Source organism: Ruegeria sp. CDSC054, from assembly GCF_059610645.1.
The window spans coordinates 1-26,733 of record NZ_JBXWOA010000006.1; the positions used below are offsets into that span (position 1 = coordinate 1).

The window sequence follows — 26,733 nt, forward strand, 5'->3', positions numbered from 1 at the left end:
GCCACCAACGACGTGACAGCAGCTGCCAAGAAAGCCGCTGCTGCCAAGTAAGCAAACGCCGCGAGGCGCACCCACTCCTCCCAATCGGTGCAATCGCGCAGGGCAGGTCGAAAGACCTGCCCTTTCTTTTTGTGCTGCGCTCGCATAGTCTTTGCTGCAATGCATCATCCTTGGGGAGGGTAAACGGTGTCGGAACAAGAAAAACCACTGTTGATCAAACGTTACGCCAGCCGTCGGCTGTATAACACCGAGACCAGTGACTACGTCACACTTGAAGACATCGCGTCGTTTATTCGGGACGGGCGCGAAGTACAGATCATAGACCTGAAGTCAGGTGATGATCTGACGCGGCAATATCTGCTGCAAATCATTGCTGAACACGAAAGCCGCGGCGAAAATGTTCTGCCGGTCAATGTGCTGAACGATCTTGTGCGCAGCTACATGCTGCCGGGTGGCGGTGTGATGCCGCAATTCCTGCAAAGCTCATTCGAGATGCTGCGGGAAAACCAGAGCAAGATGATGGAAAACATGAGCGCGATGAATCCGATGTCTCAGATGCCGGGATTCGATGCAATTCAGGCGCAGCAGCAAGCATTCCTGAAAGCCATGACAGGTGGTCTGTCCGGCGGATGGTCCGGCCCGGACAAAGACGATGACGCCAAATCCGAGCCCAAGGAAGATTTGGACGACATCAAAAAACAGTTGGCGGAACTGCAGCAAAAGCTGTCCAAGCTCAACTGACGCGGCCCAAAATGCGCTGGTTGATCCTGAGTATCACGCTACTTTGGATGCAACCCGCGTTGTCGCAAGGTGTCTTCTCGGACCAGTGGACCCAAGTTTGTACATTGGGAACACGGGCCGAAGCCGGATGTGACGCGATTCGTGTGCGCGAAATTCTTGCGGCCGATCAGCCCCAATGGCGCGCGATTGGACGTGTTAATTTTGCCAGTCGAGATCAGAAGTCTCACTGCACCGGTGTTCTTGTTTCGGACAACCTTGTCCTGACCGCCGCGCATTGCTTGTACAACACACCGCGTCAGCGGTGGATTCCCCCCTCAAGCATCCGTTTTGCCGCCGGTTATCAGCGCGGAGAAGCCGCTGCGGTTTCAGGCGTGAAAGGGTATCGGCTCCATCCCGAACAGGGCGTTGAAGGCCGGTTTGATGACAGAGCAGACCTGGATTGGGCGGTTCTCGAACTCAGCGCGCCGATTGGGCAACAGGTCGGCTATCTGCCCCTGGCGGATGATGGCGCGACAGAAACATTTGTTGCGGGGTATCCCGGAATCCGACCCCATGTGCTGAGCAAAACAAACACCTGCCAGCCGCACCGCCATTCAAGCGGGGTTTTGTTGGCGACATGTCCGGTCATGATGGGCGATTCTGGTGCACCTCTCTTGGTCGAGACGGAAACCGGTTTGCAGGTTGTCGGAATCCTATCCCGCGTGGCTGCAACCCCGAAGGGGATCACAGCGCTGTTTTTGCCAGTCGATCTGTTTGACTTTGGACCTTAGTCGTCGTCAGGTTCCATACACCGGAACCGGGCCGGTAACCTCGCCTACAGACGCCAGCAGGATATCCGAAATCACGTCCAGCTCTTCGCGTGTCAGGCGCACAGGCAGCCGTACGTCGCAGGCTTTCATAAGCATTGCGCGGGTTTGCGGTAGCTCGAACTTTTCCGGCAGGAATTGCCAGTTCCAGAATGCGCGTGCGTTGTCCTGACTCAGGCCAAAGACCTGAACTTTGACGCCACGCGCCTCAGTCGCCGCAGCAAAGGCGCGGATATCGTTGTCGTCCATGTCCACAAGGTTGAACTGAATGGAATCCGGTGCCCGGCGTTCGGGCTCCAGAGCGGCAGGGACGTCGATATTGGGCGATGTATTCAGCCGGTCTGCAACATAGTCGTGGTTGGACAGGCCATCACGCACACGGCGCGCAAGTTCCGGGATTTGTGGCCGGATCACAGCAGCACTGAGATTGCTCATCCGTAAATTATAGAGCGGCAATTGGTTCTGCCAGCGGGCGAACGCCTGCTCCAACTCGGGCGAGTTGTCGCCTTGCGGCCCTTTGTGTTTCTTCCAGTTATGTTCGTACGCGCCCGACATGATCACGGCTTGCGCCACCAGATCGGCATCATCGGTGATCAGAATGCCGCCTTCGCCCGCGTTGATCATCTTGTAGGACTGAAATGAGAAGCAGCCGATCTTGCCGATCGTTCCGATATTGCGCCCGTGCCAGGTTGTGCCCAGCGAGTGCGCCGCGTCCTCGATCACAGGGATGTCGCGCGCGTCACACAGCGCCATGATGGCGTTCATGTCTGAAGTGTGGCCGCGCATGTGGCTGATGATCACGGCCTGAACGCCGTCCAGCTTGGCCTCGAAATCCGACATGTCGATGCGGTAATTCTCACCCACTTCGCACAGGACCGGAATGCAGTCTGCGTGTACGACCGAAGACGGAACGGCGGCGAAGGTGAAACCGGGGATCAAAACCCGCGCATCCCGCGGCAGGCCGAGCGCCTTGAGCGACAGGAACAGGGCAGCCGAGCAGGACGAAACGGCCAGCGCGAATTTACTGCCCAGCAGCTTGGCAAACTCGGCCTCAAGCAAGGCAACCGGCGCGTCCTGCGGTGCGGTATAGCGAAACAGATCGCCTGACTGCATCAGGGCGTCGATGGCTTCTTTTGCTGCTGGGGGGATTGGTTCGGCGGCATGAACGTTTGGCGGAAGCGTCATATTTGATTTTCCCAAATTCTATCTTTGGGAAATTTAAAGCTAAACGAAGTGCAAGCCAAGCCCTCATTCGCCCCTGAGGCGAAATTTCACCGATATGCCAAAATTCCTAAAGGTCAGAAACCCAACCGGTCCCGCAGCGCGAACCATGTCATCGCCAGCACCAGCAGAGGGCTGCGCAGGGCAGGGCCTCCTGGAAAGGGCATGGCGGGGACGCGGGCCATCGTGTCGAACCCTTCGGCTTGCCCCCGGATGGCCAGTGCCATCAGTTGGCCCGCATGCGTGGCCGTGCCGACCCCGTGCCCGGAATAACCCGACGCGGAAAGGATATTGGGCGCGATCCGCGTCAGATACGGCATCCGACGCATTGTGATGGCCAGAGTGCCGCCCCAAGCGTAGTCGATCTTTACATCCCTCAAGTGCGGGAAAATCTCGGTCATCGGTTTGCGCACTGTTGCCGTGATGTCACTGGGAAAACGGTAGCCGTAGCTTTCGCCGCCGCCGAACAGCAGGCGGCCATCGGCGCTAAGGCGGAAGTAATTCACCACGAACTTGGTGTCGGCGACAGCCACGTCTTTTGTCAGAACGCGGGCGGCATCCGCGCCCAAAGGCTCGGTCGCGGCGATGAAATTGTTGATGGGCATGACCTTGGTGGCCACCTTGCGGTTCAGATCGCCGAGATATCCGTTGCAGGCCAGAATGACGTGGTCTGCCGTCACATTGCCCTGCGCGGATTTTACAACGGCTGGGGTGGTTTCTTCGACGCCAAGAACCTCGGTGCTTTCATAGATGCGTACGCCTGCTTTTGCCGCTGCCTGAGCCAGCCCCAACGCAAAATTCAGCGGATGCAGATGCGCCGCGCCCATATCCAGATAGCCGCCCCGATAAGACGGCGAAGGACACAATGCTTGACCTGCGCCTTCGTCCAGAACTTTGATCTGGTCATAACCATAGCGGTCGGACAGATGTGCCGCGTGATCATGAAGCTCTTGCTGCTCACCTTGGCTGAGTCCAAGAACTGCCACGCTAGGTTTCAGATCACAGTCGATCTGGTGTTTCGCAATCAGGGATTTGACCAGATCTTTTGCGTCCTCGGCCAGATCCCACAGCTTGGCGGCGTCGTCATCGCCGACCAGCCGCTCGAGGTCTTCCTGATCCATCCGCTGCGCACTGCCCAGCTGTCCGCCGTTGCGGCCCGAGGCCCCAAAGCCAACGCGGTGCGCCTCGAGTAACACGACATCGAACCCTGCTTCGGCCAGATGTAACGCGGCGGACAGGCCGGTATACCCGCCGCCCACGATGCAAACATCAGCCTTCACATCGCCGGACAGCGCGGGGAAGCGATCCACCGGATTGGCCGTAGCAGCGTACCAGCTGGCCGGGTACTCGGCCTTGCGGTCATTGGAATAAAGCAGGTTCATCGGGTGCCTCAGACATTCATCAGCAGATGTTCGCGCTCCCACGGAGAGATGACCTGCAGGAACTCTTCGTACTCGGCCCGTTTGACGATGCCATAGACGCGGGCGAACTCAGGGCCCAGAACTTCGTGCAAGGCAGTGGCCTCATCAAACAGGTCCAAAGCGTTGCCCATCACCTGCGGGATGTCACCTTCGCCCTCATATGCGTCACCATAGAATTGGCGGCGCGGGCGTTCTTGCCGGGTCAGGCCCAGATAACCACAGGCCAGGGACAGCGCGATGCCCAGATAAGGGTTGCAATCCATCCCTGCGATCCGGTTTTCCACGCGGCGTGCCTCGGGGCCGGACAGGGGCACGCGAATGCCGGTGGTGCGATTATCACGCGCCCATTCCAGATTGATCGGTGCGGCGTGGTCTTTCACATAACGGCGGTAGGAATTCACGTATGGGGCCATCACGGCCAGACCTGCCGGCAGGTGGTTCTGCAACCCGGCAATGAAGTTGTAGAACGCGTCCGTTTCACCGCCCTGAGGACCGGAAAAGATGTTCTGGCCTGTTTCCATGTCGATAATCGAGTGGTGGATGTGCATCGCCGAGCCTGGCTCATCCTCGATCGGTTTTGCCATGAACGTGGCAAAGCAGTTGTGGCGCAGCGCGGCCTCGCGGATCAGACGTTTGAAGTAGAACACTTCGTCGGCCAGTTTGACCGGGTCGCCATGGCGCAGGTTAATCTCTAGCTGACCCGCGCCACCTTCCTGCGTGATGCCGTCAATTTCGAACCCTTGATGCTCGGCGAAATCATAGATGTCGTCGATCACAGGCCCGAACTCGTCCACCGCGGTCATCGAATAGGCCTGCCGCGCGGCTGCCGGACGACCCGAACGGCCCATCATCGGTTTGATACCCTGTGCCGGGTCGACATTGGGGGCGACCAGAAAGAACTCCATTTCCGGTGCTACGACCGGTTTCCATCCCTTGTCGTGATACAGTTGGACGACGCGTTTCAGAACATTTCGCGGGCTGAAAGGGATCGGCTTGTCGTCCCGGTCATAGGCGTCGTGAATAACCTGCAATGTCCAGTCACCCGTCCACGGCGCGGCAGATACAGTTGAAAAATCAGGTTTCAGGATCATGTCCCGTTCGATGAAACCGTCCTCACCCGCTGCTTCGCCCCAATCGCCGGTGATGGTTTGATAAAAGATGCTATCGGGCAGGTGGAAATAAGTCTGCCGCGCGAACTTGCTGGCAGGTACGGCCTTGCCGCGCGCAATGCCCGGCAGGTCCGAGATGATGCATTCAACCTCATCCAGCCGGTGGCCGGAGATATAAGTTTTTGCTGCCTCTGGCAGCTGGTCTGTCCAGTCGGCCATCAGGCCCTCTCTTTCTTCAGAAATTCTGCCATGTGCCGTCCGATGGTCGCGTTGTCGTCGGGGCCGGGCAGGCGGTTGGCGGCCGCTTCCATCAACGGGTCGGGAACGACACCCTTGCCGCGTGTTTCCATCAGGCCCTGGATAAAGGCATCGCCGTATTCCGGGTGGGCCTGCACGGTCCAGATGTTGTCGCCATAACTTACCATCGCATTGCGGCAAAAGTCGTTGGTGCCTGTCACACGTGCGCCTTCGGGCAGCTCAACCACTTGATCCTGATGCCAGGCATTCAGGGTGACGGATTGGCCATCCAAGTCATATTCGGTGCGCCCGACGGCCCAGCCACCGGAAAACTTTTCGACTTTGCCGCCCAAGGCTTGCGCGATGATCTGGTGGCCAAAGCACACACCGATCAGCGGACGACCGCTGCGTTGAATAGCACGGATCAGATCTTCGAGCGGTGGTATCCACGCATGATCCTCATACGCGCCATGGCGCGAGCCGGTGATGATCCAGCCATCAGCCTGAAACGCGTCCTTGGGGAATTGGCCGTCTACAACGGCGAAGGTTTCGTAGGTAAAGCCATTGCCGTCCAGCAGCGCGGCAAACATCGCGTCATATTCGCTGAATTGGTCCTGTAGTTCATCAGGTGGATGGCCGGTCAGTAGGATGCCGATTTTCATGGGTCACCAAATTTGATCAAATTTATTCTAGCCCAGCGGATGCGGGCGGGCAAGAGGGCTCATACGGCTTCGACATAACTCAGCCAATGGTTTTCGGATGGACGCTCGGCGAAACGCTTGATTTCCTGTCGCTTGGTCATGGCGAAATAGCGGATCAGGTCGGCCGGAAAAATGCGCGCGACATTGGGGTCTGTTTCGAATGCTGTGATGGCTTGGGTCCAGTCGGCAGCCAATTGCGGCAGCCCGTCGACCTCATAGGCATTGCCCGAAATCGGGGCAAGCGGTTCCGACTGATCTTCGATGCCGTTCATGGCGCCCCCCAGAACAGCGGCCAACATCAGATAGGGGTTGATGTCCCCACCGGCGACGCGGTGTTCGATCCGCCGTGCGACCGGCGCGCCACCGGGAATACGCACAGCCGCAGTGCGGTTCTCATAGGCCCAACACGCACCGGTTGGGGCGTGCGCGCCCGGGACCAGACGCGTGTATGAATTCCCGTGCGGTGCAAAGACAAGCGTACATCCGGGCATCGCCGTCAGGCATCCCGCCACCGCCCACCGAAGAAAATCGGTGCCTTCGGGTCCACCGTTGTCAAACACGTTGCGGCCCTGTTGATCCACGACCGAGAAATGGAGATGCATCCCGTTGCCAGCGTCATCGGCGTAGGGTTTCGCCATGAAGGTTGCGGTGAACCCGTGTTTACGGGCAAGGCCACGCGCCAAGGCCTTGAAAAGCCATGTATCATCGGCACAGCGCATGGCGTTTTGGTGATTCAGGTTGATTTCGAACTGGCCAATACCGCTTTCCGAGATGGCGGTTTGCGCGGGAACTCCTATCGCAGCGCACCCGTCATAAAGGTCGGTGAAGAACGCATCGAAGGCATCCATTTCTGCCATCGACAGGACTGCCTCATCCTCCAGTCGTCGCTGGGTCACGGGATTGACCGGCGGCTGCGGATGCGCACCCGAGGCGTCTAGCAAGGTGAACTCCAGCTCTGTCGCCGCAATGACCGACCAGCCACGCTGTGCATAGCGATCAAGAACAGAGGCAAGTGCATGCCTGGGGTCGCCAGCAAACGGGGTGCCTTCGTCGTCATACAGGCACATGGGGACCAGGGCGGTTTCCGTTTCCAGCCAAGGCACTGGCACTGGGCCGCGCTCGGTCGGAAGCAAGACACCATCTGCGTCACCGGATTCGAATACCAGCGGGCTGCCGTCGATATCCGCGCCCCACAGGTCGACATTCAACGCTGAAAACGGCATGCGCAGCGTGCCTTTGTCCAGCTTGTCGGCGTAAGAGGGCGGCACACGCTTGCCTCGCATCTGACCATTCAGGTCACATGCGGCAACGCGAAAACTGTGCAGGGCGCTCAGATCCATCACTGACTCCATTACTCTGGCTACCCGAGGTGTAATAGAGGAGTGACCTGTTGTCACGAAATTTGATCAAATTTTCTTTGACTGAGAAAAACCCCGCGCTCGTCCAGTGGGACAGGCGCGGGGTTGACCGTCAGACGAAGCTGACGCCGTTTTCCACCATCGGCAGAGTGGTGACTTTCACGCCGGAAAGCGCCCGGATCGCATTGGCCAGCGCGGGGGCCGAAGGCGGTGTGCCGGGTTCTCCAACACCAGTGGGGGCTTCGGCGGAAGGCACGATATGAACGTCAATCTCGGCAATATCGCCGATGCGCAGCGGTTCATAATCAGGGAAGTTGTACTGGTCCACCGCGCCTTGGGTCAGCGTGATCTGATCACGCATGACGTGGCCGATACCATATCCGATACCGCCTTCCATCTGCGCGCGCACCACGTCGGGGTTCACGGCAATCCCGCAATCCACGGCGCATGTGACCTTCTCGATCTTGATGCCGTTTTCCGGATCACCGGACACCTCAACAACCTGTGCGGCATAAGACCCAAAGGACTTATGCACCGCGATACCTTGTGCGCGACCCGCAGTAGCATTACCCCAACCGGCCTTCTCAACAGCCAGCTTCAGAACTTCTGCCTTGCGTTGCTGATCCGCATTATTGGTGTCCGCCAGATGGGACAGACGGAATTCTACCGAGTCACGACCCGCAGCCTCGGCCACGGTATCCATCATTGTCTCCATGACATACCCGGTGTGCGTGTGCCCCACCGAGCGCCACCAAAGAACCGTTGTTGCCTTGGGGGTGTCGGTTAAACCCAAGGCCATTCCGGGGATGTCATACGGGCTGTCGGCAATGCCCTCGACAGAGCTGTGGTCGACGCCGTCATGTACCGCGACGGCCTCAAACGGTGTGCCCTTGATGACCGACTGACCGGCGACCTGATGCTGCCAGCCGACGATTTTGCCATCGGCATCCAGACCAACGCGCACCTTGTGGCCAAAGGCGGGGCGGTAGTAACCGCTGCGGATATCATCTTCGCGTGTCCACACCAGTTTGACCGGGCGCGAACGGTCGGTGACCACAAAGGCCAGCGCAGCCTCAACCTGATAATCCGCATCTGGCGTCGCCCGCCGTCCAAAGGATCCGCCGGCCAGCATTGTTTTGATGTGAATCTTTTCTGGCGGCAGTTGGAAGATCTGCTGATAGGCCATATGCGGGCCGGTCGGCATCTGGGCACCATCGTGCAGGACAATGTCACCTTCGGCAGTTTGCTCGATGGTGCAGTTCAACGGTTCCATCGGGGCATGTGCCAAAAGCGGGAAATAGAAGGTCTTTTCAACGACCGTGTCCGCGCCATCAATGGCCGCCGACACCGCTGCGACATCCGCCTTATTCACGTTATACGTCGCTTCGGCGTCCAGAGCGGCCATGATTTCGGCCTTGATCTGGTCCGAGTCGCGGGTCTCAGATCCGGACATGTCCCAGTCTACCTCAAGCGCGTCGCGCGCCTGAATGGCGGCCCAGGTGTTTTCGGCATAAACCGCGACGCCTGCCTGATTTGGAAGAACCGCCGCGCTGATAAATCCTTTGACCTCTTTTGACGCGCTGTCGTCAAATCCGTTGGCAATACCGCCTTTCGATTCAGGGCGCTTGATCATGGCGACCATCTGGTTCGGCAGATGGACGTCCATCGCGTACATTGCCTGACCGTTGCCCTTGATGGCCGAATCCTTGCGGCGCACCGTTTCGTTTCCGATCAGACGGAACTCTGACGGGTCTTTCAGGCGCGGCTCGGCCGGGGCCTCCAGTTGAGAGGCCGCGGCCACGAATTCAGCGATTGGGGCCGATTTGTCGCCTGCCTTGACGATACCTTCCTCAATGGTGATGCCGGATGCGTCCAGGCCCCAGCTTTGCGCGGCGGCATTGATCAGCATCTCACGCGCCGCCGCACCTGCCTGACGGTATTGCATCCACGAATTCGCCATTGCGGTTGATCCGCCAGTGCCCTGGAAGGGACCGAACAGCAGGTTGTTATAGACCTGCGGGTTGGATGGCGCGAATTCGTATTCGATCTGGTCCATGGTCAGGCCGATTTCCTCTGCGATCAGCGTCGGCAGCCCGGTTGCCGGACCTTGGCCCTTTTCAAAGTGTTTTACGATGGCTGTAACAGTGCCGTCGGCATCGATCTTCACGAATGGGTTGAATTGAGCGGCCTCTGACGAAGCAGCCGCCAGCGCCCCATCAGGGTGAGCGCCAACCAGCAGTACGGCACCGGCAGCAGCGGCACCTTTCAGAAATCCACGGCGGGAGGTGTTGATGGTCATGGATCAGGCCTCCAGAATTTCAGATGCGCGCTGGATGCCGGCGCGAATGCGTTGATAGGTGGCGCAACGGCAGGCGTTGCCATGCATGTAATCGTCAATCTCTTCGACGCTGGGTTTGGGGTTTTCGGACAATAGTCCAACCGCCGACATCACCTGACCCGACTGGCAATAGCCGCACTGGACCACGTCCAGCTCGACCCAAGCTTGTTGAATGGCCGCACCGATTTTGTCGTCTCCAACCGCCTCGATTGTAGTGATCTCAGCATCTTCGACATCTTCGATGTAAGTCTGGCACGAGCGCACAGGCTCGCCGTTCAGATGCACGGTGCACGCGCCACAGGATGCGACGCCGCAGCCGAATTTTGTTCCAGTCAGCTTAAGTTCATCCCGGATCACCCAGAGCAGGGGCGTGCCGGGTTCGGCGTCGACCGTGTGGGTCTCGCCGTTCAGTTTCAAAGTCAATGCCATGAGGGGGCTCTCCGTTTTGGGCTGGTTACCTGAGTCGGTAAACTGGCGGGTTTACACTAGGCCAGAAACCCGTGCGTGTAAACTGGTGAGTTTACGTAGTGTTTGACCTTGATCTGTCAATGGGTCTATAGCTTTAAAATATGAACGAATGCACAGCGCCGAATGCGTCCAAACATGCCCAGATCATCGAAGCGGCCGTAGCGGAATTCCAAGAAAAGGGGTTCGCCGCCGCCAGCATGGACCGTATTTCAGCGCAGGCCGAGGTGTCCAAGCGCACGCTGTACAAGTACTTTGAAAGCAAGGAAAACCTGTTTAGATCCATCGTGTTGGAACTGTCTAACCGGTTCGCGGCCGTTCGGGATATCCGCTATGAAAAAGGGCGCGACATTCGTAAGCAGCTAACCGATCTGGCCTGGGCCGAGGGGCGCATTCTGATGCTGCCCGAAGTGATGGCGATGGCACGGATGGTGATCAGCGAAACTCTGCGCAACCCTGATCTGGCTGCCGCTGCGCAAGGCAAACTGGACAAAACAGCGATCTTTATCGAGATGCTGAGGGATGCAGCCGAAGACGGGCAGTTACGGATCGAAAACCCCGAACAGGCGGGACAGGAATTCATCGGCCTGATCAAGTCCAGGGCTTTCTGGCCGATGGTTTTCTCTGGCAACGTTCTGACCGAAGTCGAAATGACCGCGACTATAGACAGCAGCGTCGAGATGATACTGAGCCGTTACGGCGTCTAGTTTCGCTGCGTGATTAGGGCAGGCGGAAATACTACTCGCCCCAAGTGGGCCCTTTATGCCGTTAAGGTCTGTCGCATGGCCTGCGGCAGGATGAACGGAACCTGAGCATGGGGCAGGGTGCTGATAGGCAGGTCGATACCATAGACCTGCAGCATCGTCTGGTCGTTCAGGATCGCAGTTGGTGTGCCTGAGCCCCAAACAGATCCTTCCGACATGACATACACATAATTGGCAAACAGCGCCGTCAGGTTCAGGTCGTGCATAACCACAACAACGCCGCCGCCTTGTGTGGCAAAGTTTCTTGCGACGCCCAGCACTGTGAACTGATGTGCGATGTCCAGGCTTGCAACGGGTTCGTCCAGCAACAGCCATCTGGGCTGATCGTGGTATGTCACGTCCCAGACTTGGGTCAGAACACGGGCAAGCTGAACTCGTTGCTGCTCACCACCCGAAAGGTTCTGGTAAGACCGGTGCTCAAACCCAGCGAGGTCGACATGCGCCAGCGCGCGGGAAGGCAGGCTGTCATCCGCTGCAGCCAGCCCGTTTGCAAGGCCCAGTCGGACAATCTCGAGCACAGTGAAGGGAAAGGCAACGGTTGACGATTGCGGTAGAACCCCGCGCATTGCAGCCAGTTGCCAAGGCTTCAGCTCGGAAATGCTGTGCCCGTTCAGAGAAATCTCTCCATAAGATTCAAGTTCGCCTGATAAGGCTTTGAGTAACGTAGATTTTCCCGAGCCATTCGGGCCGATGATGGCTGTAACTTTTCCGGGTTCTGCGTCAAAGTCCACGCCGTGGAGAATCTCCTTACGGCCGAGTTTGACGTGTATGTTTTCGCCCTTCATCACTTACATTCCCATTGTTCCGTGACGCCGCAGCAGAATCCACAGGAAGACCGGTGCGCCTAAGATTGCAGTTACGATGCCAATCGGCAGTTCGGCCGGCGCCACGATCAGGCGACTGATCATGTCTGCACACAGCAGTAAGCTAGCCCCTAACAGGGCCGAGTTCATCAACAGGCGGTGGTGGTCCGGTCCGGTCGCCAACCGCAGCAGATGCGGCACAACGATACCGATGAAGCCAATGCCTCCGGAGACTGCGACGGCGGCTCCGGTCGCGCCGGCCACGGCCAGAATGGCGATGTTTTTGCTGCGCTGAACCGGGATTCCCATGTGGTGCGCCACGGCTTCGCCCATCGCCATGCCGTTCAGCGCACGGGCAAGGAACTGGGCCGTGAACACGGAAATCAAGATGATCGGAGCGGCCGTGGCTGCTTTGGTCCATGTTGCGCCGGCCAGCGAGCCCATGCCCCAGAACGTCAGGTCGCGCAGCTGTTGGTCATCGGCCATGTAGACCAGAACCCCGGACACAGCGCCCGACAGCGCACCCAACGCGATCCCTGCCAACAGCATGGTTGCAACCGATGTCTGCCCGCCTCGTGTTGAAACGCGATAGAGCAGCAAGACGGACGTCCACCCGCCCAGAAATGCCGCCACGGCGACCAAGCTATTACCGACCCAGGCCAGAATGGAGGCGGGCAGGTACGCACCGAGGATGATCGCGGAAATCGCGCCCAGACCGGCACCTGCGCTGACGCCCACAATTCCGGGGTCAGCCAAAGGGTTGCGAAACAGGCCCTGCATCACCACGCCGGAAACCGCCAAAGCGGCGCCGACAAGAGCTCCCATCGCCAGCCGGGGCAGTCGGATTTCCCACAGGACGATCCGGTCGAGGTCCGACATGTCCCGCCCTGCAATCAGGTCCGTGAATGCTGCGCGAACGGATGCGTCCGACGCGCCGACCGAGATGCTGCAGATGCTGGTGAAGACCAACAGCGCCATAAGAGCCAGAGTGACCCGGCGCGCCGTCACTCGGCGGTCGCGCCCGGCCACGTTCAGCCCACCGTGATCCATTGCAAGGGTCATGAGCCGTTTATTCTCTGCAATTCCGCCGACAGATCAGCAATCGCCTCGGCCGTTCGGGGGCCAAAGCCCAGCAGATAGGCCCCCTGCATGCGGATCAGACGTTTATTCTGTCCAGCGGGCGTCAGCTTGATGGCCGGCATGGCAAACAGGTCTTCATTGGCGGTGATGTGGTTGCCTTGCCGATCCATCATCAAGATCACGTCCGGCGCGGCTGTGGCGATCGCTTCGGGTGTCATGGGTTTAAAACCCGACACGTTCCCAGCCGCGTTCACGCCGCCAGCCAGACGAATGATACTGTCTGCCTGTGTGCCCGCGCCGCCAACCACGATGCGATTATCCTGAGCCGACAGAACAAACAGAACCCGGGGTGTGCCTCCCACCGAAGCATCAACTGCATTCGAATGGGCCCCGTAAATTTTGACGCCGGTCTGAGTAGCAAGTTCTTCGGCGGCATCTTCGACACCCAGCGCGGCACCAACAGCCCTGATCTTTTCAACTACGCCATCGCGCGAATAGTCTTCCTTGATCGAGACGAAGGGCACACCGGCCTCTCTGAGAACCTCGACAGCTTCCGGCGGGCCGGACCCTTCCAGTGCCACGATCAGATCGGGTTTCACCGACAAGACCCCTTCGGGTGACAGCGCGCGGATGTAACCCACATCGGGCAGTTCCAGTACATCGGCTGGATAAGTCGAGGTCCGGTCCCGCCCAACAAGGCGGTCCTGCTGACCAAGGGCATAGACGATCTCGGTCACGGAACTCCCGATGGCGATGATGCGGTTGGGTTCTGGCTCATCTGCTGCGATGGCTGATGTTCCAATCAGCGCGCCGGCTAGCGCGACGACCGATGAAAACCTGCAAAGGGGGCTCATCACGCCACCTCGGTTTCTTTTTTGGATTGCAGGCCTGCCACCAGTTGGTCCCAGGCTGGGCGGTGATCTTTCTCGTCTGAGCGGCGACCAAATATCTGCAGAATAAGACCACCTTCGGCATCGAAGGCCTCAACCGAAACGGCGGGTCCGCGTTGGGTGGGTTTGGTCACGGCCCAAACCTCGGCAATATGGTCTGAGCGCAGGTGCAAATTGAAGCGCGGATCAAGCACGTTGAACCACGGACCCATCTGTTTAAGCGTCTCAACCGACCCACCGTGAATTTCGATGCACCCCCTGTTGCCGACGAAGACCATGATCTCAAGCCCATGGTCCCGGACCTGTTCGAACATCTGGGAAACCGTTGCCTGTTCAAGCGCGCGAACCAGCGGTTCACCAGCGACGAGGTAGGCGCCCAATCGGTTCATCTTCAGCTTTGAGGTCAGGCGCAGGAACTGGTGTGTATCCGTCATCTTGGCCCATTCCGATCGCAGAAGTTCGACCTTGTCGGTATTCACTTTGGCGGCCTCGGTTGGCTTTCGCGGCTCGACACTCAGGGTCTGAGACTGGTCATTCGCCTTCAATCTGCTAACAAGTTCGCCCCAGTGGTTCAGGTCAGAGCCTTCACGCAAAAAGATCTTGTGCACGGCATCTCCGGCTGCATCAAAGACCTGCAGCGATCGTTTCGTCCCATTCTCTGTCTCACGCTCGACCGCGAAAGCATGCACCCATTGGCTGGGGAACATGCGCAGGTCGATATCATCGGTCAGAACCATCGAAGCATGCGCGCCAGAGTGGTAATTGTCATATTGCCCTACCTTTTCGATGACGCAGGAGGGGTTGCGCGTCAGCGCCATGACCTCACCTAGCCCGTTGAGCATCGGGAAGATGTCATCAAGGCTTGCCGAAAGCCGCGTTACGTCGATACCCGCAAACGCCGCAACGAGTTGACCTTCGGTTATTCCAAGCGATTCCGCCAAGTCGCGGTCACGTTTTCCGGTGTTTTCAGCGTAGGCTGCACGAATTTGATCCGGGGCCAGAAGCACCTGTTCCGTCATGGGCTTTTCCATCTTCGATTGTCATGGGTGTCGGGCTGGCACGGCCACCGTTGAACGCGGTGTACTGCTGGCGGGGGTCGTACGGACGACCAGGAATTTATGTTGACTGTTTTAGTCAACTTTATTAACGAGCACAAGTCGCCAAAAAAGGCGATTCCAAAAATCATAAAAGACTGACCAAGCCAGCGCGGAGCAAGCATTTCCGGTCCTCTTAAAATTTCGAAGGGACAGAAATGCGTTCGCGTATTCAAAAGATGGGCTTGCTTGGTACGGTGTCGTGCCTGAGCATGGTAGCGGCTGGTGCTTCGGCGCAGGAGCAGGATGAAGGCTTCCTGGGCACGCTGGAACTGGGTGAAAGCAAACGGGAAATCCAAACGGATACTGCCGTGCCGGTCACCAATATTGATCAGGAAGAAATCAACGACCGTCAGGCCAACACCGTCGCAGAACTGATTGACACGGTGCCCGGTGTGACGCTGGTCAATGGCTCGACACCGCAAGGGTCGGGGATCAATATCCGTGGGTTCGGTGCCAACGGCACCTTTGGGACCGACCAGAAAGTGCTGATCCTTGTCGATGGGGCAACAACCGGCGCGGAAGAGCTGTATCGGATCGGCAATCAGTTGTTCACTGATCCGCAGCTATACAAAAGCGTCTCAGTCATTCGCGGCACTGTGGGGTCGTTCGAATACGGCTCGGGCGTTGTTGGCGGTGTCGTTCAGTTGGAAACCAAAGACGCGTCAGATTTCACCGGCGGTGAGCCCGGCTTCCGGTTCCGCCAAACGCTGGAAGGGTATTCCAACGGGAACGGCTTTGCCTCGTCGTCCATCCTGGCCTGGCAGCCAAACCGCCAGACCGAATTTCTGTTCAACTACACCTATCGTGATCAGGACGATCAGAAGGACGGCAATGGCGATACGATCGGTAACAGTGCCTTCACGCTGCCGTCGCTTCTGGCAAAGGGTAAATACAGCTTTGGTGACGACCTCGAACACTCGATCACCGCGTCCTATAATCAGTCGACGTCGGAAGAACGCGATGTTCCGTATGACTCGTTCGGCACGACATCGGATTCATTTGGCAACGTAGACCGCGATATCGAAACGAAAATCGGCATTCTGCGGTATCAGTACCGCCCGGCTGGCAATGACCTGATCGATCTGGACGTAAACCTCAGCTACTCGGAGCAGGAGATTGACAGCTCTTACGTGCCCGGGTCCTCAAGCCTGGAAGGAACGCCATTCTTCCCAAGCATTCGTGGACTGGCCGACGCGACGCACAACTATGAAACCACGAAGCTGACGATCAAAAATACGTCTTACTTCCAGACCGGCGTCGCCTCGCACGACCTGCGCGCCGGGATCGAATTCATCAATCGCGAGCGTCTGGACGCGCCCTCGGCCCCCGGTGGCACCGACCGACGTGTCGCACTGTTTGCCGTGGACGATATCCAGATCGGCGATCAGCTGACGATCACACCAGCCGTCCGGTACGAGACACAGGACATCAAAGGCGACAGCGATGCACCGGCTCCGCGCAATGAAAGCTATGACAACAACGCGTTGATGGGTGGTTTGTCCGCGCGGTACGAGTTTGCCAGCGGCTTTGCCGTGTTCGGCAGCGGTGCCTACACCGAAAACCTGCCAATCATCGACGATCTGGGCACGCCAGTATACATGACGCAGCCTGAAAAATCGCGCACATGGGAAGCGGGGTTCTCGTACAACCGTGGCGATGTTTTTGCTGCAGGCGACGTAGTTCGCGCCAAGGTCAATTTCTACAAGACTGATCTGTGGGACATCACGTCTTACGTATCTGGCCGGCCTTCGCGCCCGCTGCAGGAAGTTGAAACCAAGGGCGTTGAAATCGAGGCATCTTATGCCAGCGCGGCTGGATACTATGTCGACTTCAACGCAAACATCGTCAAAGGGACTGAAACCAGCTCGCTTGGCGTGGACTCACCATGGCGGAACGAGCCGACAGACTCGGCGCGTGTAACAGTCGGCAAACGCTTTGGCGAAACTCTGGACGTCAGCTGGGAGCTGTTCGGCGCCAAATCCGGCACCGACTCAAGCGGAGATCCGGTTGCTGGTTATGGCGTGAACACCCTGCGTGCGACCTATCTGCCGCAGGACGGCGCGTTTCAGGGTTTCGAAGTTCGCGCAGGCGTCGAGAACATCTTTGACAAGAACTATCTGCCGAACCTTTCGACCCGCAACTCACCGGGCCGGAACTTCAAGCTGACCCTGGCCAAAACCTTCTGATCCACACGAAAGGACCAGTCATGCAGACAACAATCAAAAGAAATGCTCGGGTGGTCCTGCTGACCCTGCTCCCAATGTTGGGGGCAGGGATTGCCAGCGCAGAGGAAACGCAAAAACCCAGCGGCGTATCAATCGAACTCAGCAGAGCCGAGACAAAAGGCGAAAGCTGTTTGCTGAGCTTTGTCGCTGAAAATACCTATGGCATCGATATCGATGGCGCGGTTTATGAGACCGTTCTTTTCGGCGCAGAAGGTCAGGTGGCCCTTCTGACACTACTTGATTTTGCCGAATTGCCTGCGGGCAAGCCCCGTGTGCGGCAGTTCCAGTTCAACGACATGGCTTGCGATCAGATCAGCCGAATACTGATCAACGGTGTGCAGGAATGCGTGACACAATCTGACATGGCCGATGCCTGCATGTCCGGGCTTACGCTCACAAGTCGCCTTGAAACGGAAGTGATCGGGTGAGGTTATGGACGCAGTTATAAGAAAAGTAATGGAAATTCTGGAATTGGGCGGGCCGGTTGTTGCCATCCTGATCGTGACCTCAATCGCAACACTTTCGTTGGTTCTGTACAAGCTGTGGCAGTTTCGCGTCGCAGGTGTCGGTCGTCATATTGAGCTTTCGCGCGCCATTCAGGCCTGGGATCGCAGGGACCTTGCCGAGACAACGGCGCATCTGGGCAATAGCCGCAGCTACTTGGCGCCGGTGATCGCGATGGCTTTGTCTGGAGAGGATCGCACCTTGTCAGAACGTACCGACGCCGAGGCCGAAGCGAGGTTTGCCCAACTTGAGCAAGGGTTCAACGTCTTGGATATGGTCGCCCAACTTGCGCCGCTTCTGGGGCTTTTCGGGACCGTATTGGGCATGATCGAGGCGTTCCAAACTCTACAGGGCGCGGGCAATTCTGTTGATCCATCGCTGCTGGCCGGTGGTATTTGGGTGGCCCTGTTGACGACCGCTGCCGGCCTTGCGGTCGCTATGCCGACATCAATGGTCCTGACGTGGTTCGAGGCGCGCATGAACCGAGAGCGTACCTTTGCCAACCGCGCTTTGAGAACTGTGTTTGCACCGGGCTATGCTGAGGACGCGCCGATGGCTGATCAAACCCCGCGACAGGTTTTCGCTCATGGCACTTAACGTCCGCAGAAGACGGCGCAGGCGCTTGTCGATGACGTCCTTGATTGACGTCATCTTTCTGCTGTTGCTGTTTTTCATGCTGACGTCGACGTTCTCCAAATATGGCGAAATCGAATTTGCCACTGCCGCTGCCGGAGGAGCGGAAACTGACCGGGCAATCCGCTTTGTCAAACTTGAGGCCGACCGTATTTTGGTTGATGGCACGCTTGCCGCGTTCGAAGACATGGCCATGGTGATGGCGACCGATAAGCCTCAGACCGCGTTGATCAGTCTTGGACAGAACGCGACTTCGCAACAGCTGATTGATTTGCTTTCGGTGCTGAAAGGCATCGACCATTTGCGCGCACAGGTGATCGGATGATTCAACTCAAACGCAAGGCAAAACAGGGTCGAGAGCCAACGATCGCACTGATCAATGTCGTCTTTCTGATGCTCATCTTTTTCATGATTGCAGGCACGCTTGCACCGCCGCTGAGCAAATCGGTGAAGCTGGTGGAAACCAGTGATCTGGACGGTCGCGAGCCACCTGATGCGTTGGTCATTCGTAGCGATGGTTCAATGGAATACCGGGGCGCCGAACTGACTGGAGTTGAGGCGTATGTGGAACGCGCGTCGATCAACCTGCCGCTGGATGATGTTCGCGTTGTGCCGGACCGGGCTTTGCCTGCTGTTCGGCTGAAAGAGGTCAGTGATAACTTGCGCGTGCTGGGTGCAAAAAGGGTGTACGTGGTCACAGAAAGGGGTTTGCAATGATACCCAGATCTCGTGGCGTAGCTGTTGCGGCTTTGGCGCTGGCCGCAGCCACCCATGTTCTTGCCCTGCATGACTTTTCCGCAGGTGAACCGGTGCTTGTCGAAGGTGGCGGGTCGGGCGAGGTCGCTGCGCTGGGGGATGCATTCAAGGACTATGTGACGGGGGCCACCGCCTCGGCACCCGCTACTGCACATCAACCGACCGTCGCACCGACACAGCAACAAACTGCGGTCAGCCCAACCTCACAGGCCCGGGCGTCAGTTCCCGGGGCGATCAAGCATACTGTCGCCAACACCAAAGCCGCGGTCGCGGTGACCCATCGACAAGCATCCGCCGAAGCGCAAGAAGCAGCGCCGTCAGAGACCGAAGCCGTCGCGAAAACCCCAGCCGTGAAACCGGCTGACCCGACCAAACAAAAGGTCGATCAGGTTGCGTCGCAGGCTGGCAATTCTGAAAAGAGCGCCAGAAAAGGCAACGCATCGGGAAAAACCAGCAAAGGCGCTGCGATGGCCAAAAAGACAAGTTCCGTAGCGGTCGGGCAGGGTAACGCTGAGGCCAGCAATTACAGAGGCCACGTGATCCGAAAGATCACCCGTGCCCGACGAAAGAGCGTCAATATTCGTGGTGCGGTGCTGGTGAGTTTTCGGATTGGTGACAATGGGGCGCTGGTCAGTGTCACCGTCAAACGCAGCTCGGGGTCGAAACGACTGGATCAGGTGGCACTTGCCCAGGTACGCGCGGCAGCGCCGTTTCAGCCACCACCAGCCGCAGCCCGTCGTGATTACATGATTGAGATCGTTGGAAAATAAGGACGACTTGCGCTGTTTGATCAGAGTTTTGAATCAGACAGAAGGCGGCGCTTTTCAGCCATTGCCTCACGGCGGCGTCTTTCAATGCCAAGCTTGAAGGACTCTTCTACAAAGTCGATGTGGTCATACGCAGCCTTTTCCGCACGTGCTTCGTCGCCTGCGATGACCGCCATTCCCAGTTCGCGATGCTGCTCCATCAACAGCTTGCCCGTGCCGTCGATGGTCTTCAGAAAATCACGATTGTAGAATACACCTTGCCGTGTGAGCTCGTAGATTGACGCCATCATGTGGATGAGCGTCGCGTTTTGGCTAGCGTCCACAATTGCGGCGTGCAGCGCAAAATCAGCTTCGCGTGAGGCCAATGCATCCTTCTCGTGCCAGGCGCGTTCATCCTCGGTTAGGATATCCGTGATCCGTTCCTTATCCGCTTTGGTCGCCCGTCGCGCAGCGAGTTTGGCGGCAAAGCCTTCCTGTTCGCGGCGGTACTCGAGATAATCAAAAAACGCGGGCTCATGGCGTTCATACAGCGCCAACAGGGCAGGGAGCATGGCGCTGCCCGTCAGTGCGGCTACAAATGTGCCTTCACCATGCTGTGTCGTCACCAGTCCGCGTTCTTCCAGAACGGCCAGCGCCTCACGCAGTTTGGGGCGGGAGACGCGAAGGGTTTCCGCCAGATCGCGTTCCGATGGCAGCTTGCGACCCTGCTTGAGAATGCCCGAAGCAATCAGGTCTTCAATCTGAGCCACCACTGCATCCGAAAGTGATTCGTGCCCGATCGGTTCGAAAATCGCTGTCGTGTTCATCGTGGTTTACCCTTCTGAAAAAGATTCAGAACCCCTCTGGTAAATAAAAGTAACCTTTGAGTGCATGTTTTTCAATGCCTGATTTAGTGGAGAAATCTCTCGGATTGTTTGGATTGCAACTGGTTACCAGTAAACAAAAAAGCCGGAGCACGCGCCCAGACTCCGTCGGCGGCGGCTTTCTTAAGTCTAGGCGGTCTGGGTCGTCTTCAGGCAATTAACAATCGAACCATTGGTAAATAAAGTTGTTGACTGAATTGTTTGGTCAACTTTATTTACCAGTTTAGGCGCCGGAAGATCTCGCGTCACAAAATCGTCGGACGCCATGTCCGACCGACCCTGGAGGAGATTTCATGAAAAAGACCCTGACGAGCCTTGCCGTGGCTGCCAGCCTGATGGCGGCCCCTGTGGTTGCTGCTGACAAACTGCTGCTGAAAACCCCGATTGCGTTCTCGACCGAGCTTCCAGGGCTGGGTTCCCCGATCCCTCGTGTTGCCGAGCAGCTTGACCTGATGTCTGGCGGCACACTGAAGATGAAGGTCTATGAGCCGGGCAAACTGGTCCCGCCGTTCGAAATTCTGGATGCCGTGTCGACCGGCAAGATTAACTCGGGCTACACCACTGCTGGTTACTGGGCAGGTAAAATCCCGGCTGCGCCGCTGTTCTCGGCGGTTCCGTTTGGCCCTGAGGCGGGCGAATACATGGCGTGGCTGTATTACGGCAACGGAATGTCGCTGTACCAAGAGATGTATGATCAGGCGGGATACAACGTCCACGTCATCCCCTGCGCGGTTATCGCCCCTGAAACGTCCGGCTGGTTCGCGACCGAGATCAACTCCCCTGAAGATCTGAGTGGCCTCAAGATGCGCTTCTTCGGACTGGGCGGCAAAGTCATGCAGAAACTGGGCGTGGCGACCTCGCTGCTGCCGGGTGGTGAAATCTTCCCCGCGCTGGAAAAAGGCGCCATTGATGCGACTGAATTCTCGATGCCTGCCATCGACGCGCGTCTTGGCTTTCACAAACTGGTCAAGTTCAACTATTTCCCCGGTTGGCACCAGCAGGCGACCGTGTTCGAGTTGATGATCAACAAGGACGTCTGGAACGAAACCAGCGAGCAGCACAAGGCGATCATCGAAAACGCCTGTAAGGCATCGATGGCTGACAGCTTTGCCGAAGGTGAGGCCATTCAGCACGCAGCCCTGATCGACAACGTTGAAAACAACGGCGTCACCATCAAGCAGTGGTCGCCCGAGATGCTGGATACTTTCCAAGCGACCTGGGAAGACGTTGCTGCCGAAGAGGCCGCCAACGATGCCTTCTTTGCCAAGGTTCTGGCCGATCTGAACGAATTCCGCGACGGTTACGACCTGTGGAAAACCAATGCGTTCCTCCCCCGTCAGTAATCTGACTTACTGACGCGTCCGGGGCGGCGGGCTCCTCCGCCTCGGACTCCATCAGGATTTTATACCTGCATTCCCTTGACCGCGCTCGCGCCGGTCAACTGAGCGAGGATTACCCATGGCCACGCAAAAGACCCTAAGTGATCCAGTCGAAGCCTATGAAGGCATCCTGGAACATCCCGACACCGACCGTCAGAAGATCGCCGTTGCTATTGATACAGGTGTCAAAGCCGTTGGGCACGTAGTGATGTGGGCCAATGTCCTGTTGATGGCCGCGATTTTCAGTCAGGTCTCGCTGCGCTATCTGTTCAGCCAGAACTATCCCAAACTGGACGAGATCCAGTGGCACTTTTACGGCATCGTCACGATGATCGGCATATCCTATGCCTTGATCACAGACAGCCATGTGCGCGTTGACGTTTTGCACATGCAACTGTCCCGTCGCGCGCAGCGAGTGATAGAAGTGACCGGCATCCTGACCCTGCTGACTCCGTTCATCTATCTGATGATCGATCAGGGGTACGACTATTTTTACGAAAGCTTCCGCGTTAGCGAGCGCTCGGACAGCCCCACTGGTCTGCCTGCGCGCTGGGCCTTCAAGGCGGTCATTCCGATCAGTTTTGTTCTGCTGGGCTTGGCTGCGATGGCGCGGCTGATCCATGATGGGCACGCGTTGATGTACGGACCGGCATCAGAGCGCGATGGCGCATCGCTGCGTCGCATTCTGCTGGTCCTTGCTGTATTCGCAGCTGTCTGCGTTGGCCTGACTTTTCTGGTCGAAACGACCGAGGAAAAACTGGTCATCGCAATGTTCCTGACATTCATTGCGCTGCTATTTACCGGATATCCTGTGGCCTGGGTGTTGGCCGGGGTCGGCGTTGCATATTGCGGGCTGGCCTATCTTTTTGACAACGACTTGATGCTGTGGACGGGGCTTGAGAGCACGTTCACCGGGCTGGATTACCTGACGCTTGGCGCAGTGGTAAACCGTGTCTATGCGACCATGTCCAACGCAGTTCTGGTGGCCCTGCCGATGTTCATCTTCATGGGCCTGATGCTGGACGAAAGCGGCGTAGCCGAACGTCTGATGTCTTCGATGCAGCGCCTGTTTGGCACCGTGCGTGGCGGTCTGGCGATCACGGTCACGCTAATCGGGATCATTCTGGCAGCCTCTACGGGCATCATCGGTGCTTCCGTTGTGCTGCTGGGCGTTCTGTCACTGCCGTCAATGATGCAGCAGAAGTATCAGCCCACCTTGGCCGCTGGGGTGGTTTCAGCCTCTGGCACGCTGGGCATCCTGATCCCGCCGTCAATCATGCTGGTGATCATGGCAGACCAGATGGCTTTGTCTGTGGGCGATCTGTTCATGGCTGCGGTCTTCCCGGGCGTCATCATCGGTGGCCTGTACCTGACTTACATCTTCATCCTGGCATTGGTGAACCGCGATGCGGCTCCTGTGCCCGAGGGCGCAACGGCCCCAGACTGGGCCGCCGTGAAGGACGTTCTGATCGCAGTCATACCGACGCTATTGCTGATCCTCGCGGTTCTGGGTTCAATCTTTGCCGGTTTGACGACACCGACCGAAGCCTCGGGGATCGGTGCGCTGGGCGCGACGCTGTTGGCGCTGGGGTATCGCAAATTGACGTTCGCCAAGCTTTGGAACGTATTGGTATCGACTTTCAACACCACCGCCTACATCTTTGCGATCTTCCTGGGAGCGACCGTATTCTCTTATGTCCTGCGGGAACTCGGTGGGGATGAGTTGATTGAACATGTCGTGCAGTCCACCGGCTTTGGGGCCAATGGCACGATCCTTTTCATCCTGTTCATCGTCTTCCTGCTGGGCTTTGTGCTGGACTGGATCGAGATCACGCTGATCGTGCTGCCCCTGATGCGCCCCATCGTAAATGGGCTGGGCATCGACATCCCAGGTTTCGGTGTTCTGGATGAACCAGCCTTGGTGTGGTTCGTCATTCTGGTGGCGGTGACGCTGCAAACCAGCTTTCTGACGCCGCCTGTTGGTTTCGCGTTGTTCTATCTCAAGGGCGTCTGCCCGCCCGAGATAAAACTGACCCATATCTACAAGGGCATCATTCCGTTTGTCTTACTGCAATTGACCGGGCTGGCGCTTGTCTTCCTGTGGCCCACGCTTGCCACCTGGTTGCCATCTGTCGCCTATTAAGGAGGAAGAGACATGCGCCTGAAGGACTGCCATAACTTCCAGGACTTCCGCAGGCTGGCCAAGCGCCGCCTGCCGGGGCCGATCTTTAACTACATCGACGGCGGCGCGGACGATGAGGTGACGTATCGCGAAAACACCCGGACGTTTGAACGATGTGATCTGTTGCCCTCCGTTCTGCGCGGGGTGAAAGAAGTGGACATGTCCGTCACTGTCATGGGCCAAAAGCTGGATATGCCGGTCTATTGCTCGCCGACTGCGCTGCAACGGTTGTTCCACCATCAGGGGGAGCGTGCAGTGGCCGCGGCGGCCGAGAGATTCGGGACCATGTTTGGTGTGTCGTCGCTGGGCACTGTTTCGCTAGAAGAATTGCGCCAGAAGCATAAGAACCCGCAGGTCTATCAGTTCTACTTCCACAAGGATCGCGGCCTGAACTCTGCCATGATGCAGCGCGCCAAAGAGGCGGGCGTCGAGGTCATGATGCTGACCGTCGACAGCATTACCGGCGGCAATCGTGAACGTGACTTGCGAACGGGATTCTCGATCCCATTCCGCCTGACTCTGGGTGGGATGATCCAATTCGCGGTCAAACCGATGTGGGGCATCAATTATGTCACGCATGAAAAGTTCCGCCTGCCGCAGCTGGATGAACATGTGGATATGGGTGGCGGTGCCAGCTCGATCGGCGGCTATTTCACCGATATGCTGGACCCGTCGATGGACTGGGATGATGTGGCCGAGATGGTGCGTGAGTGGGATGGCCAGTTCTGCCTTAAAGGTATCATGACAGTCGAGGACGCACGCCGCGCGGCTGAGATCGGGTGTACCGGAATCATCCTTTCAAACCATGGCGGTCGACAGTTGGACGGCTCGCGCACCCCGTTTGACCAGTTGGCCGAAATCGTCGATGCGGTCGGCGACCGTGTGGACGTGATGATGGACAGCGGAATTCAGCGCGGGACCCATGTGCTCAAGGCGTTGTCGCTGGGCGCCAAGGCGGTCGGGGTAGGGCGGCACTATCTGTATCCGTTGGCCGCCGCTGGCCAACCGGGTGTCGAACGGGCGTTGGGATTGATGCGGGCTGAGATCGAGCGCGATATGAAGCTGATGGGCGTTACGCGGATCGATCAACTGACGCGCGGTAACCTGCGCGTCCGTGAACCAGCGACGGATCTGGGCAAAGTGCAGCGGAACGCGGCATGACCAATAAAGCCCTCATCGCCAACTTCCGCGCCATCGTTGGCCCGCGCTATGTCTCAACAGACGCAGGCGCGACCGAACCGTTCCGCCAAGGATTCACAACGGTTGAGGGTTAGGCGCTGAGCGTTGTTCTACCCGGTACCCTGCTGGAGCAGTGGAATGTACTGCAGGCCTGTGTCGCCACCGAACAACGGGTGCCAAATCGTCAGCCTCCAGGATGATACGTTGTTTGTTTTGGGAAAGCTGGCTGATCCAGTGGGAAACATACCACAGTCTGTGATGATGCTCGTGGGTTGGGGATTGCAACAATTTTTGGTTGCTCGTTGGTTGATCTTATGCCGGCTTGTACCTCCGTTCAGCTGTACCTGTCCGGCGATCTCAACCTAATGCTTTTGGTACAGCCGACCTTTTTGCCAGCGGCGATTGGTTCCGGAGGCCGTTGTGGCCATTTTCTGAAGATCATCTGGTGATATCAGCTAGGGCCCTTGTTCTCTAAGCGGCTGGAGAAAGGCCGATTTGCGTGGTCCGTAGTGAAGGATGGCAAGATCAGCGTGACGCTTGCGCACTTGTCGATGTTGTTGGAGGGCATCGACTGGCGGCTGCCGCAATAGACCTGACCGAGGCTCAGCATGGAATAGATCAATAAACATGGGTCTTTTGTCCCTTTCAGGATCCACCTGGCTTCGCCGATCTAACACAAGATCAGCGATGCCGAACGACCTAGACATTGGATCCGATGACCCTGCCGAACCAAAGTGCTGCTGGCGGCCGAGGTCAACTCTCAGGCGTTGGCGATAGAGAAGCTCCAGCAACAACTGACTGGCCACAACCGGCATCGCTACGGGTCAATTTGGAGAACCTGATTCAGCGCTAACTTTCGTTCGAAGAAGATAAACAGATTTCAACGTGAGCCAAGGTACAGGCTGATCTCACGCCTAATGTTGAAGAAAGCAAGCCCACCCGGCAACACAGCCGCAAACCGTTTCCTGAGCATCTAGATCGGCAGCAGTAGATCCTTTCGCTAGGGAAGGAATGCACGCATTGTGGCCGAATACTGAAGTCTCTGGGCGAAGATGTGACCGAAGAACTGGAATATGTTTCGGGCCGGTTTGTCGTGAACTGTAGCGTCTGGCCCGGCAAGGCTTGTCCGGATTGTGAGGCTTTTATTCAATCCGCACCTCACTCGCACCCGATAGAACGCTAGCGATCAGGGCCAGGCTTGTCGGCCCATATAC

The 26,733-nt window shown here is 57.7% G+C and carries 26 protein-coding genes; 14 read left to right on the plus strand and 12 right to left on the minus strand.

What is annotated here, in order from left to right:
* The first annotated feature begins 186 nt into the window (after positions 1-186).
* Entirely contained in the window at positions 187-741 is a 555-nt protein-coding gene (gene phaR, locus AC2FGC_RS13160; RefSeq protein WP_496723607.1) for a polyhydroxyalkanoate synthesis repressor PhaR, read from the plus strand.
* 11 nt (positions 742-752) lie between these two features.
* A complete protein-coding gene (locus AC2FGC_RS13165; RefSeq protein ID WP_496723605.1) occupies positions 753-1,511 on the plus strand; it encodes a trypsin-like serine peptidase in 759 nt (252 codons plus the stop codon).
* Positions 1,512-1,517: 6 nt separating this feature from the next.
* Here the strand turns inward: AC2FGC_RS13165 and AC2FGC_RS13170 are convergent, their stop codons facing one another.
* The 7 genes from AC2FGC_RS13170 to AC2FGC_RS13200 form a co-directional block, all read right to left on the minus strand.
* Complete coding sequence (locus AC2FGC_RS13170; RefSeq protein ID WP_496723603.1) at positions 1,518-2,732, minus strand: DegT/DnrJ/EryC1/StrS family aminotransferase; 1,215 nt, start codon at positions 2,730-2,732, stop codon at positions 1,518-1,520.
* 113 nt (positions 2,733-2,845) lie between these two features.
* Positions 2,846-4,150 carry an NAD(P)/FAD-dependent oxidoreductase gene (locus AC2FGC_RS13175; RefSeq protein ID WP_496782573.1) on the minus strand — a complete coding sequence of 435 codons (1,305 nt, stop codon included), beginning with the start codon at positions 4,148-4,150 and terminating at the stop codon, positions 2,846-2,848.
* 8 nt (positions 4,151-4,158) lie between these two features.
* Positions 4,159-5,517 carry a glutamine synthetase family protein gene (locus AC2FGC_RS13180; protein ID WP_113791976.1) on the minus strand — a complete coding sequence of 453 codons (1,359 nt, stop codon included), beginning with the start codon at positions 5,515-5,517 and terminating at the stop codon, positions 4,159-4,161.
* Positions 5,517-6,197: a type 1 glutamine amidotransferase gene (locus AC2FGC_RS13185; protein ID WP_496723599.1), complete on the minus strand. Its 681-nt coding sequence runs from the start codon at positions 6,195-6,197 to the stop codon at positions 5,517-5,519. The genes AC2FGC_RS13180 and AC2FGC_RS13185 overlap by 1 nt, the downstream gene beginning before the upstream one ends.
* A gap of 59 nt (positions 6,198-6,256) precedes the next feature.
* On the minus strand, positions 6,257-7,576 hold the full coding sequence (locus AC2FGC_RS13190) for a glutamine synthetase family protein (RefSeq protein WP_496782575.1): 1,320 nt from the start codon (positions 7,574-7,576) through the stop codon (positions 6,257-6,259).
* 130 nt (positions 7,577-7,706) lie between these two features.
* Positions 7,707-9,893 (minus strand): xanthine dehydrogenase family protein molybdopterin-binding subunit, encoded by a 2,187-nt coding sequence (locus AC2FGC_RS13195; protein ID WP_496782577.1) that lies wholly within the window; start codon positions 9,891-9,893, stop codon positions 7,707-7,709.
* Positions 9,894-9,896: 3 nt separating this feature from the next.
* A complete protein-coding gene (locus AC2FGC_RS13200; protein ID WP_496782579.1) occupies positions 9,897-10,361 on the minus strand; it encodes a (2Fe-2S)-binding protein in 465 nt (154 codons plus the stop codon).
* 140 nt (positions 10,362-10,501) lie between these two features.
* Between AC2FGC_RS13200 and AC2FGC_RS13205 the strand changes: the two genes are divergently transcribed.
* The gene (locus AC2FGC_RS13205) at positions 10,502-11,104 is read left to right on the plus strand and encodes a TetR/AcrR family transcriptional regulator (protein ID WP_058274090.1); all 603 of its coding nucleotides are present in this window, start codon (positions 10,502-10,504) and stop codon (positions 11,102-11,104) included.
* Positions 11,105-11,157: 53 nt separating this feature from the next.
* Here AC2FGC_RS13205 and AC2FGC_RS13210 read toward each other — a convergent pair whose 3' ends face one another.
* From AC2FGC_RS13210 to AC2FGC_RS13225, 4 genes are read right to left on the minus strand one after another with little or no spacing between them, the layout of a single operon-like run.
* Positions 11,158-11,946 carry a heme ABC transporter ATP-binding protein gene (locus AC2FGC_RS13210; RefSeq protein WP_496723589.1) on the minus strand — a complete coding sequence of 263 codons (789 nt, stop codon included), beginning with the start codon at positions 11,944-11,946 and terminating at the stop codon, positions 11,158-11,160.
* A 3-nt stretch (positions 11,947-11,949) separates the two neighbouring features.
* Positions 11,950-13,026: a FecCD family ABC transporter permease gene (locus tag AC2FGC_RS13215; RefSeq protein ID WP_496723587.1), complete on the minus strand. Its 1,077-nt coding sequence runs from the start codon at positions 13,024-13,026 to the stop codon at positions 11,950-11,952.
* Positions 13,023-13,898: a heme/hemin ABC transporter substrate-binding protein gene (locus AC2FGC_RS13220; protein ID WP_496723585.1), complete on the minus strand. Its 876-nt coding sequence runs from the start codon at positions 13,896-13,898 to the stop codon at positions 13,023-13,025. Before AC2FGC_RS13220 ends, AC2FGC_RS13215 begins: the two co-directional genes overlap by 4 nt.
* Complete coding sequence (locus AC2FGC_RS13225) at positions 13,898-14,953, minus strand: hemin-degrading factor (protein WP_496723583.1); 1,056 nt, start codon at positions 14,951-14,953, stop codon at positions 13,898-13,900. Before AC2FGC_RS13225 ends, AC2FGC_RS13220 begins: the two co-directional genes overlap by 1 nt.
* Positions 14,954-15,186: 233 nt before the next feature.
* Here AC2FGC_RS13225 and AC2FGC_RS13230 point away from each other — a divergent pair, with 233 nt between their 5' ends.
* From AC2FGC_RS13230 to AC2FGC_RS13255, 6 genes are read left to right on the plus strand one after another with little or no spacing between them, the layout of a single operon-like run.
* Complete coding sequence (locus tag AC2FGC_RS13230; RefSeq protein WP_496782581.1) at positions 15,187-17,217, plus strand: TonB-dependent receptor domain-containing protein; 2,031 nt, start codon at positions 15,187-15,189, stop codon at positions 17,215-17,217.
* 20 nt (positions 17,218-17,237) lie between these two features.
* The gene (locus AC2FGC_RS13235) at positions 17,238-17,684 is read left to right on the plus strand and encodes a hypothetical protein (protein ID WP_496723579.1); all 447 of its coding nucleotides are present in this window, start codon (positions 17,238-17,240) and stop codon (positions 17,682-17,684) included.
* Positions 17,685-17,712: 28 nt separating this feature from the next.
* Positions 17,713-18,357: a MotA/TolQ/ExbB proton channel family protein gene (locus AC2FGC_RS13240; protein ID WP_496782583.1), complete on the plus strand. Its 645-nt coding sequence runs from the start codon at positions 17,713-17,715 to the stop codon at positions 18,355-18,357.
* Positions 18,358-18,388: 31 nt separating this feature from the next.
* Complete coding sequence (locus AC2FGC_RS13245) at positions 18,389-18,718, plus strand: biopolymer transporter ExbD (protein ID WP_496723575.1); 330 nt, start codon at positions 18,389-18,391, stop codon at positions 18,716-18,718.
* Positions 18,715-19,110, plus strand: coding sequence for an ExbD/TolR family protein (locus AC2FGC_RS13250; RefSeq protein ID WP_496782585.1), 396 nt, complete (start codon positions 18,715-18,717; stop codon positions 19,108-19,110). Before AC2FGC_RS13245 ends, AC2FGC_RS13250 begins: the two co-directional genes overlap by 4 nt.
* Entirely contained in the window at positions 19,107-19,919 is an 813-nt protein-coding gene (locus AC2FGC_RS13255) for an energy transducer TonB (RefSeq protein WP_496782587.1), read from the plus strand. The genes AC2FGC_RS13250 and AC2FGC_RS13255 overlap by 4 nt, the downstream gene beginning before the upstream one ends.
* Before the next feature lie 20 nt (positions 19,920-19,939).
* Here AC2FGC_RS13255 and AC2FGC_RS13260 read toward each other — a convergent pair whose 3' ends face one another.
* Positions 19,940-20,722 (minus strand): FadR/GntR family transcriptional regulator, encoded by a 783-nt coding sequence (locus AC2FGC_RS13260; RefSeq protein WP_496723569.1) that lies wholly within the window; start codon positions 20,720-20,722, stop codon positions 19,940-19,942.
* A 350-nt stretch (positions 20,723-21,072) separates the two neighbouring features.
* Here AC2FGC_RS13260 and AC2FGC_RS13265 point away from each other — a divergent pair, with 350 nt between their 5' ends.
* From AC2FGC_RS13265 to AC2FGC_RS13285, 5 genes are all read left to right on the plus strand, one after another.
* Positions 21,073-22,122 carry a TRAP transporter substrate-binding protein gene (locus tag AC2FGC_RS13265; protein WP_496723567.1) on the plus strand — a complete coding sequence of 350 codons (1,050 nt, stop codon included), beginning with the start codon at positions 21,073-21,075 and terminating at the stop codon, positions 22,120-22,122.
* A 115-nt stretch (positions 22,123-22,237) separates the two neighbouring features.
* Positions 22,238-24,301 (plus strand): TRAP transporter large permease subunit, encoded by a 2,064-nt coding sequence (locus tag AC2FGC_RS13270; RefSeq protein WP_496723565.1) that lies wholly within the window; start codon positions 22,238-22,240, stop codon positions 24,299-24,301.
* A 12-nt stretch (positions 24,302-24,313) separates the two neighbouring features.
* The gene (locus AC2FGC_RS13275; RefSeq protein ID WP_496782588.1) at positions 24,314-25,501 is read left to right on the plus strand and encodes an alpha-hydroxy acid oxidase; all 1,188 of its coding nucleotides are present in this window, start codon (positions 24,314-24,316) and stop codon (positions 25,499-25,501) included.
* Positions 25,502-25,983: 482 nt separating this feature from the next.
* A complete protein-coding gene (gene tnpB / locus AC2FGC_RS13280) occupies positions 25,984-26,109 on the plus strand; it encodes an IS66 family insertion sequence element accessory protein TnpB (RefSeq protein ID WP_496782591.1) in 126 nt (41 codons plus the stop codon).
* A gap of 401 nt (positions 26,110-26,510) precedes the next feature.
* Entirely contained in the window at positions 26,511-26,702 is a 192-nt protein-coding gene (locus tag AC2FGC_RS13285; protein ID WP_496723865.1) for an IS66 family transposase zinc-finger binding domain-containing protein, read from the plus strand.
* Positions 26,703-26,733 lie beyond the last annotated feature (31 nt).

Coding starts and splice junctions, on each gene's coding strand:
- AC2FGC_RS13200 (WP_496782579.1), bottom strand. CDS start 10,361: ATGGCATTGACTTTGAAACTGAACGGCGAGACCCACACGGTCGACGCC.
- AC2FGC_RS13175 (WP_496782573.1), bottom strand. CDS start 4,150: ATGAACCTGCTTTATTCCAATGACCGCAAGGCCGAGTACCCGGCCAGC.
- AC2FGC_RS13225 (WP_496723583.1), bottom strand. CDS start 14,953: ATGACGGAACAGGTGCTTCTGGCCCCGGATCAAATTCGTGCAGCCTAC.
- AC2FGC_RS13185 (WP_496723599.1), bottom strand. CDS start 6,197: ATGAAAATCGGCATCCTACTGACCGGCCATCCACCTGATGAACTACAG.
- AC2FGC_RS13210 (WP_496723589.1), bottom strand. CDS start 11,946: ATGAAGGGCGAAAACATACACGTCAAACTCGGCCGTAAGGAGATTCTC.
- AC2FGC_RS13250 (WP_496782585.1), top strand. CDS start 18,715: ATGATTCAACTCAAACGCAAGGCAAAACAGGGTCGAGAGCCAACGATC.
- AC2FGC_RS13275 (WP_496782588.1), top strand. CDS start 24,314: ATGCGCCTGAAGGACTGCCATAACTTCCAGGACTTCCGCAGGCTGGCC.
- AC2FGC_RS13220 (WP_496723585.1), bottom strand. CDS start 13,898: ATGAGCCCCCTTTGCAGGTTTTCATCGGTCGTCGCGCTAGCCGGCGCG.
- AC2FGC_RS13270 (WP_496723565.1), top strand. CDS start 22,238: ATGGCCACGCAAAAGACCCTAAGTGATCCAGTCGAAGCCTATGAAGGC.
- AC2FGC_RS13180 (WP_113791976.1), bottom strand. CDS start 5,517: ATGGCCGACTGGACAGACCAGCTGCCAGAGGCAGCAAAAACTTATATC.
- AC2FGC_RS13265 (WP_496723567.1), top strand. CDS start 21,073: ATGAAAAAGACCCTGACGAGCCTTGCCGTGGCTGCCAGCCTGATGGCG.
- AC2FGC_RS13215 (WP_496723587.1), bottom strand. CDS start 13,026: ATGACCCTTGCAATGGATCACGGTGGGCTGAACGTGGCCGGGCGCGAC.
- AC2FGC_RS13170 (WP_496723603.1), bottom strand. CDS start 2,732: ATGACGCTTCCGCCAAACGTTCATGCCGCCGAACCAATCCCCCCAGCA.
- AC2FGC_RS13240 (WP_496782583.1), top strand. CDS start 17,713: ATGGAAATTCTGGAATTGGGCGGGCCGGTTGTTGCCATCCTGATCGTG.
- AC2FGC_RS13255 (WP_496782587.1), top strand. CDS start 19,107: ATGATACCCAGATCTCGTGGCGTAGCTGTTGCGGCTTTGGCGCTGGCC.
- AC2FGC_RS13195 (WP_496782577.1), bottom strand. CDS start 9,893: ATGACCATCAACACCTCCCGCCGTGGATTTCTGAAAGGTGCCGCTGCT.
- AC2FGC_RS13245 (WP_496723575.1), top strand. CDS start 18,389: ATGACGTCCTTGATTGACGTCATCTTTCTGCTGTTGCTGTTTTTCATG.
- AC2FGC_RS13165 (WP_496723605.1), top strand. CDS start 753: ATGCGCTGGTTGATCCTGAGTATCACGCTACTTTGGATGCAACCCGCG.
- AC2FGC_RS13190 (WP_496782575.1), bottom strand. CDS start 7,576: ATGGATCTGAGCGCCCTGCACAGTTTTCGCGTTGCCGCATGTGACCTG.
- AC2FGC_RS13235 (WP_496723579.1), top strand. CDS start 17,238: ATGCAGACAACAATCAAAAGAAATGCTCGGGTGGTCCTGCTGACCCTG.
- AC2FGC_RS13260 (WP_496723569.1), bottom strand. CDS start 20,722: ATGAACACGACAGCGATTTTCGAACCGATCGGGCACGAATCACTTTCG.
- AC2FGC_RS13230 (WP_496782581.1), top strand. CDS start 15,187: ATGCGTTCGCGTATTCAAAAGATGGGCTTGCTTGGTACGGTGTCGTGC.
- AC2FGC_RS13205 (WP_058274090.1), top strand. CDS start 10,502: ATGAACGAATGCACAGCGCCGAATGCGTCCAAACATGCCCAGATCATC.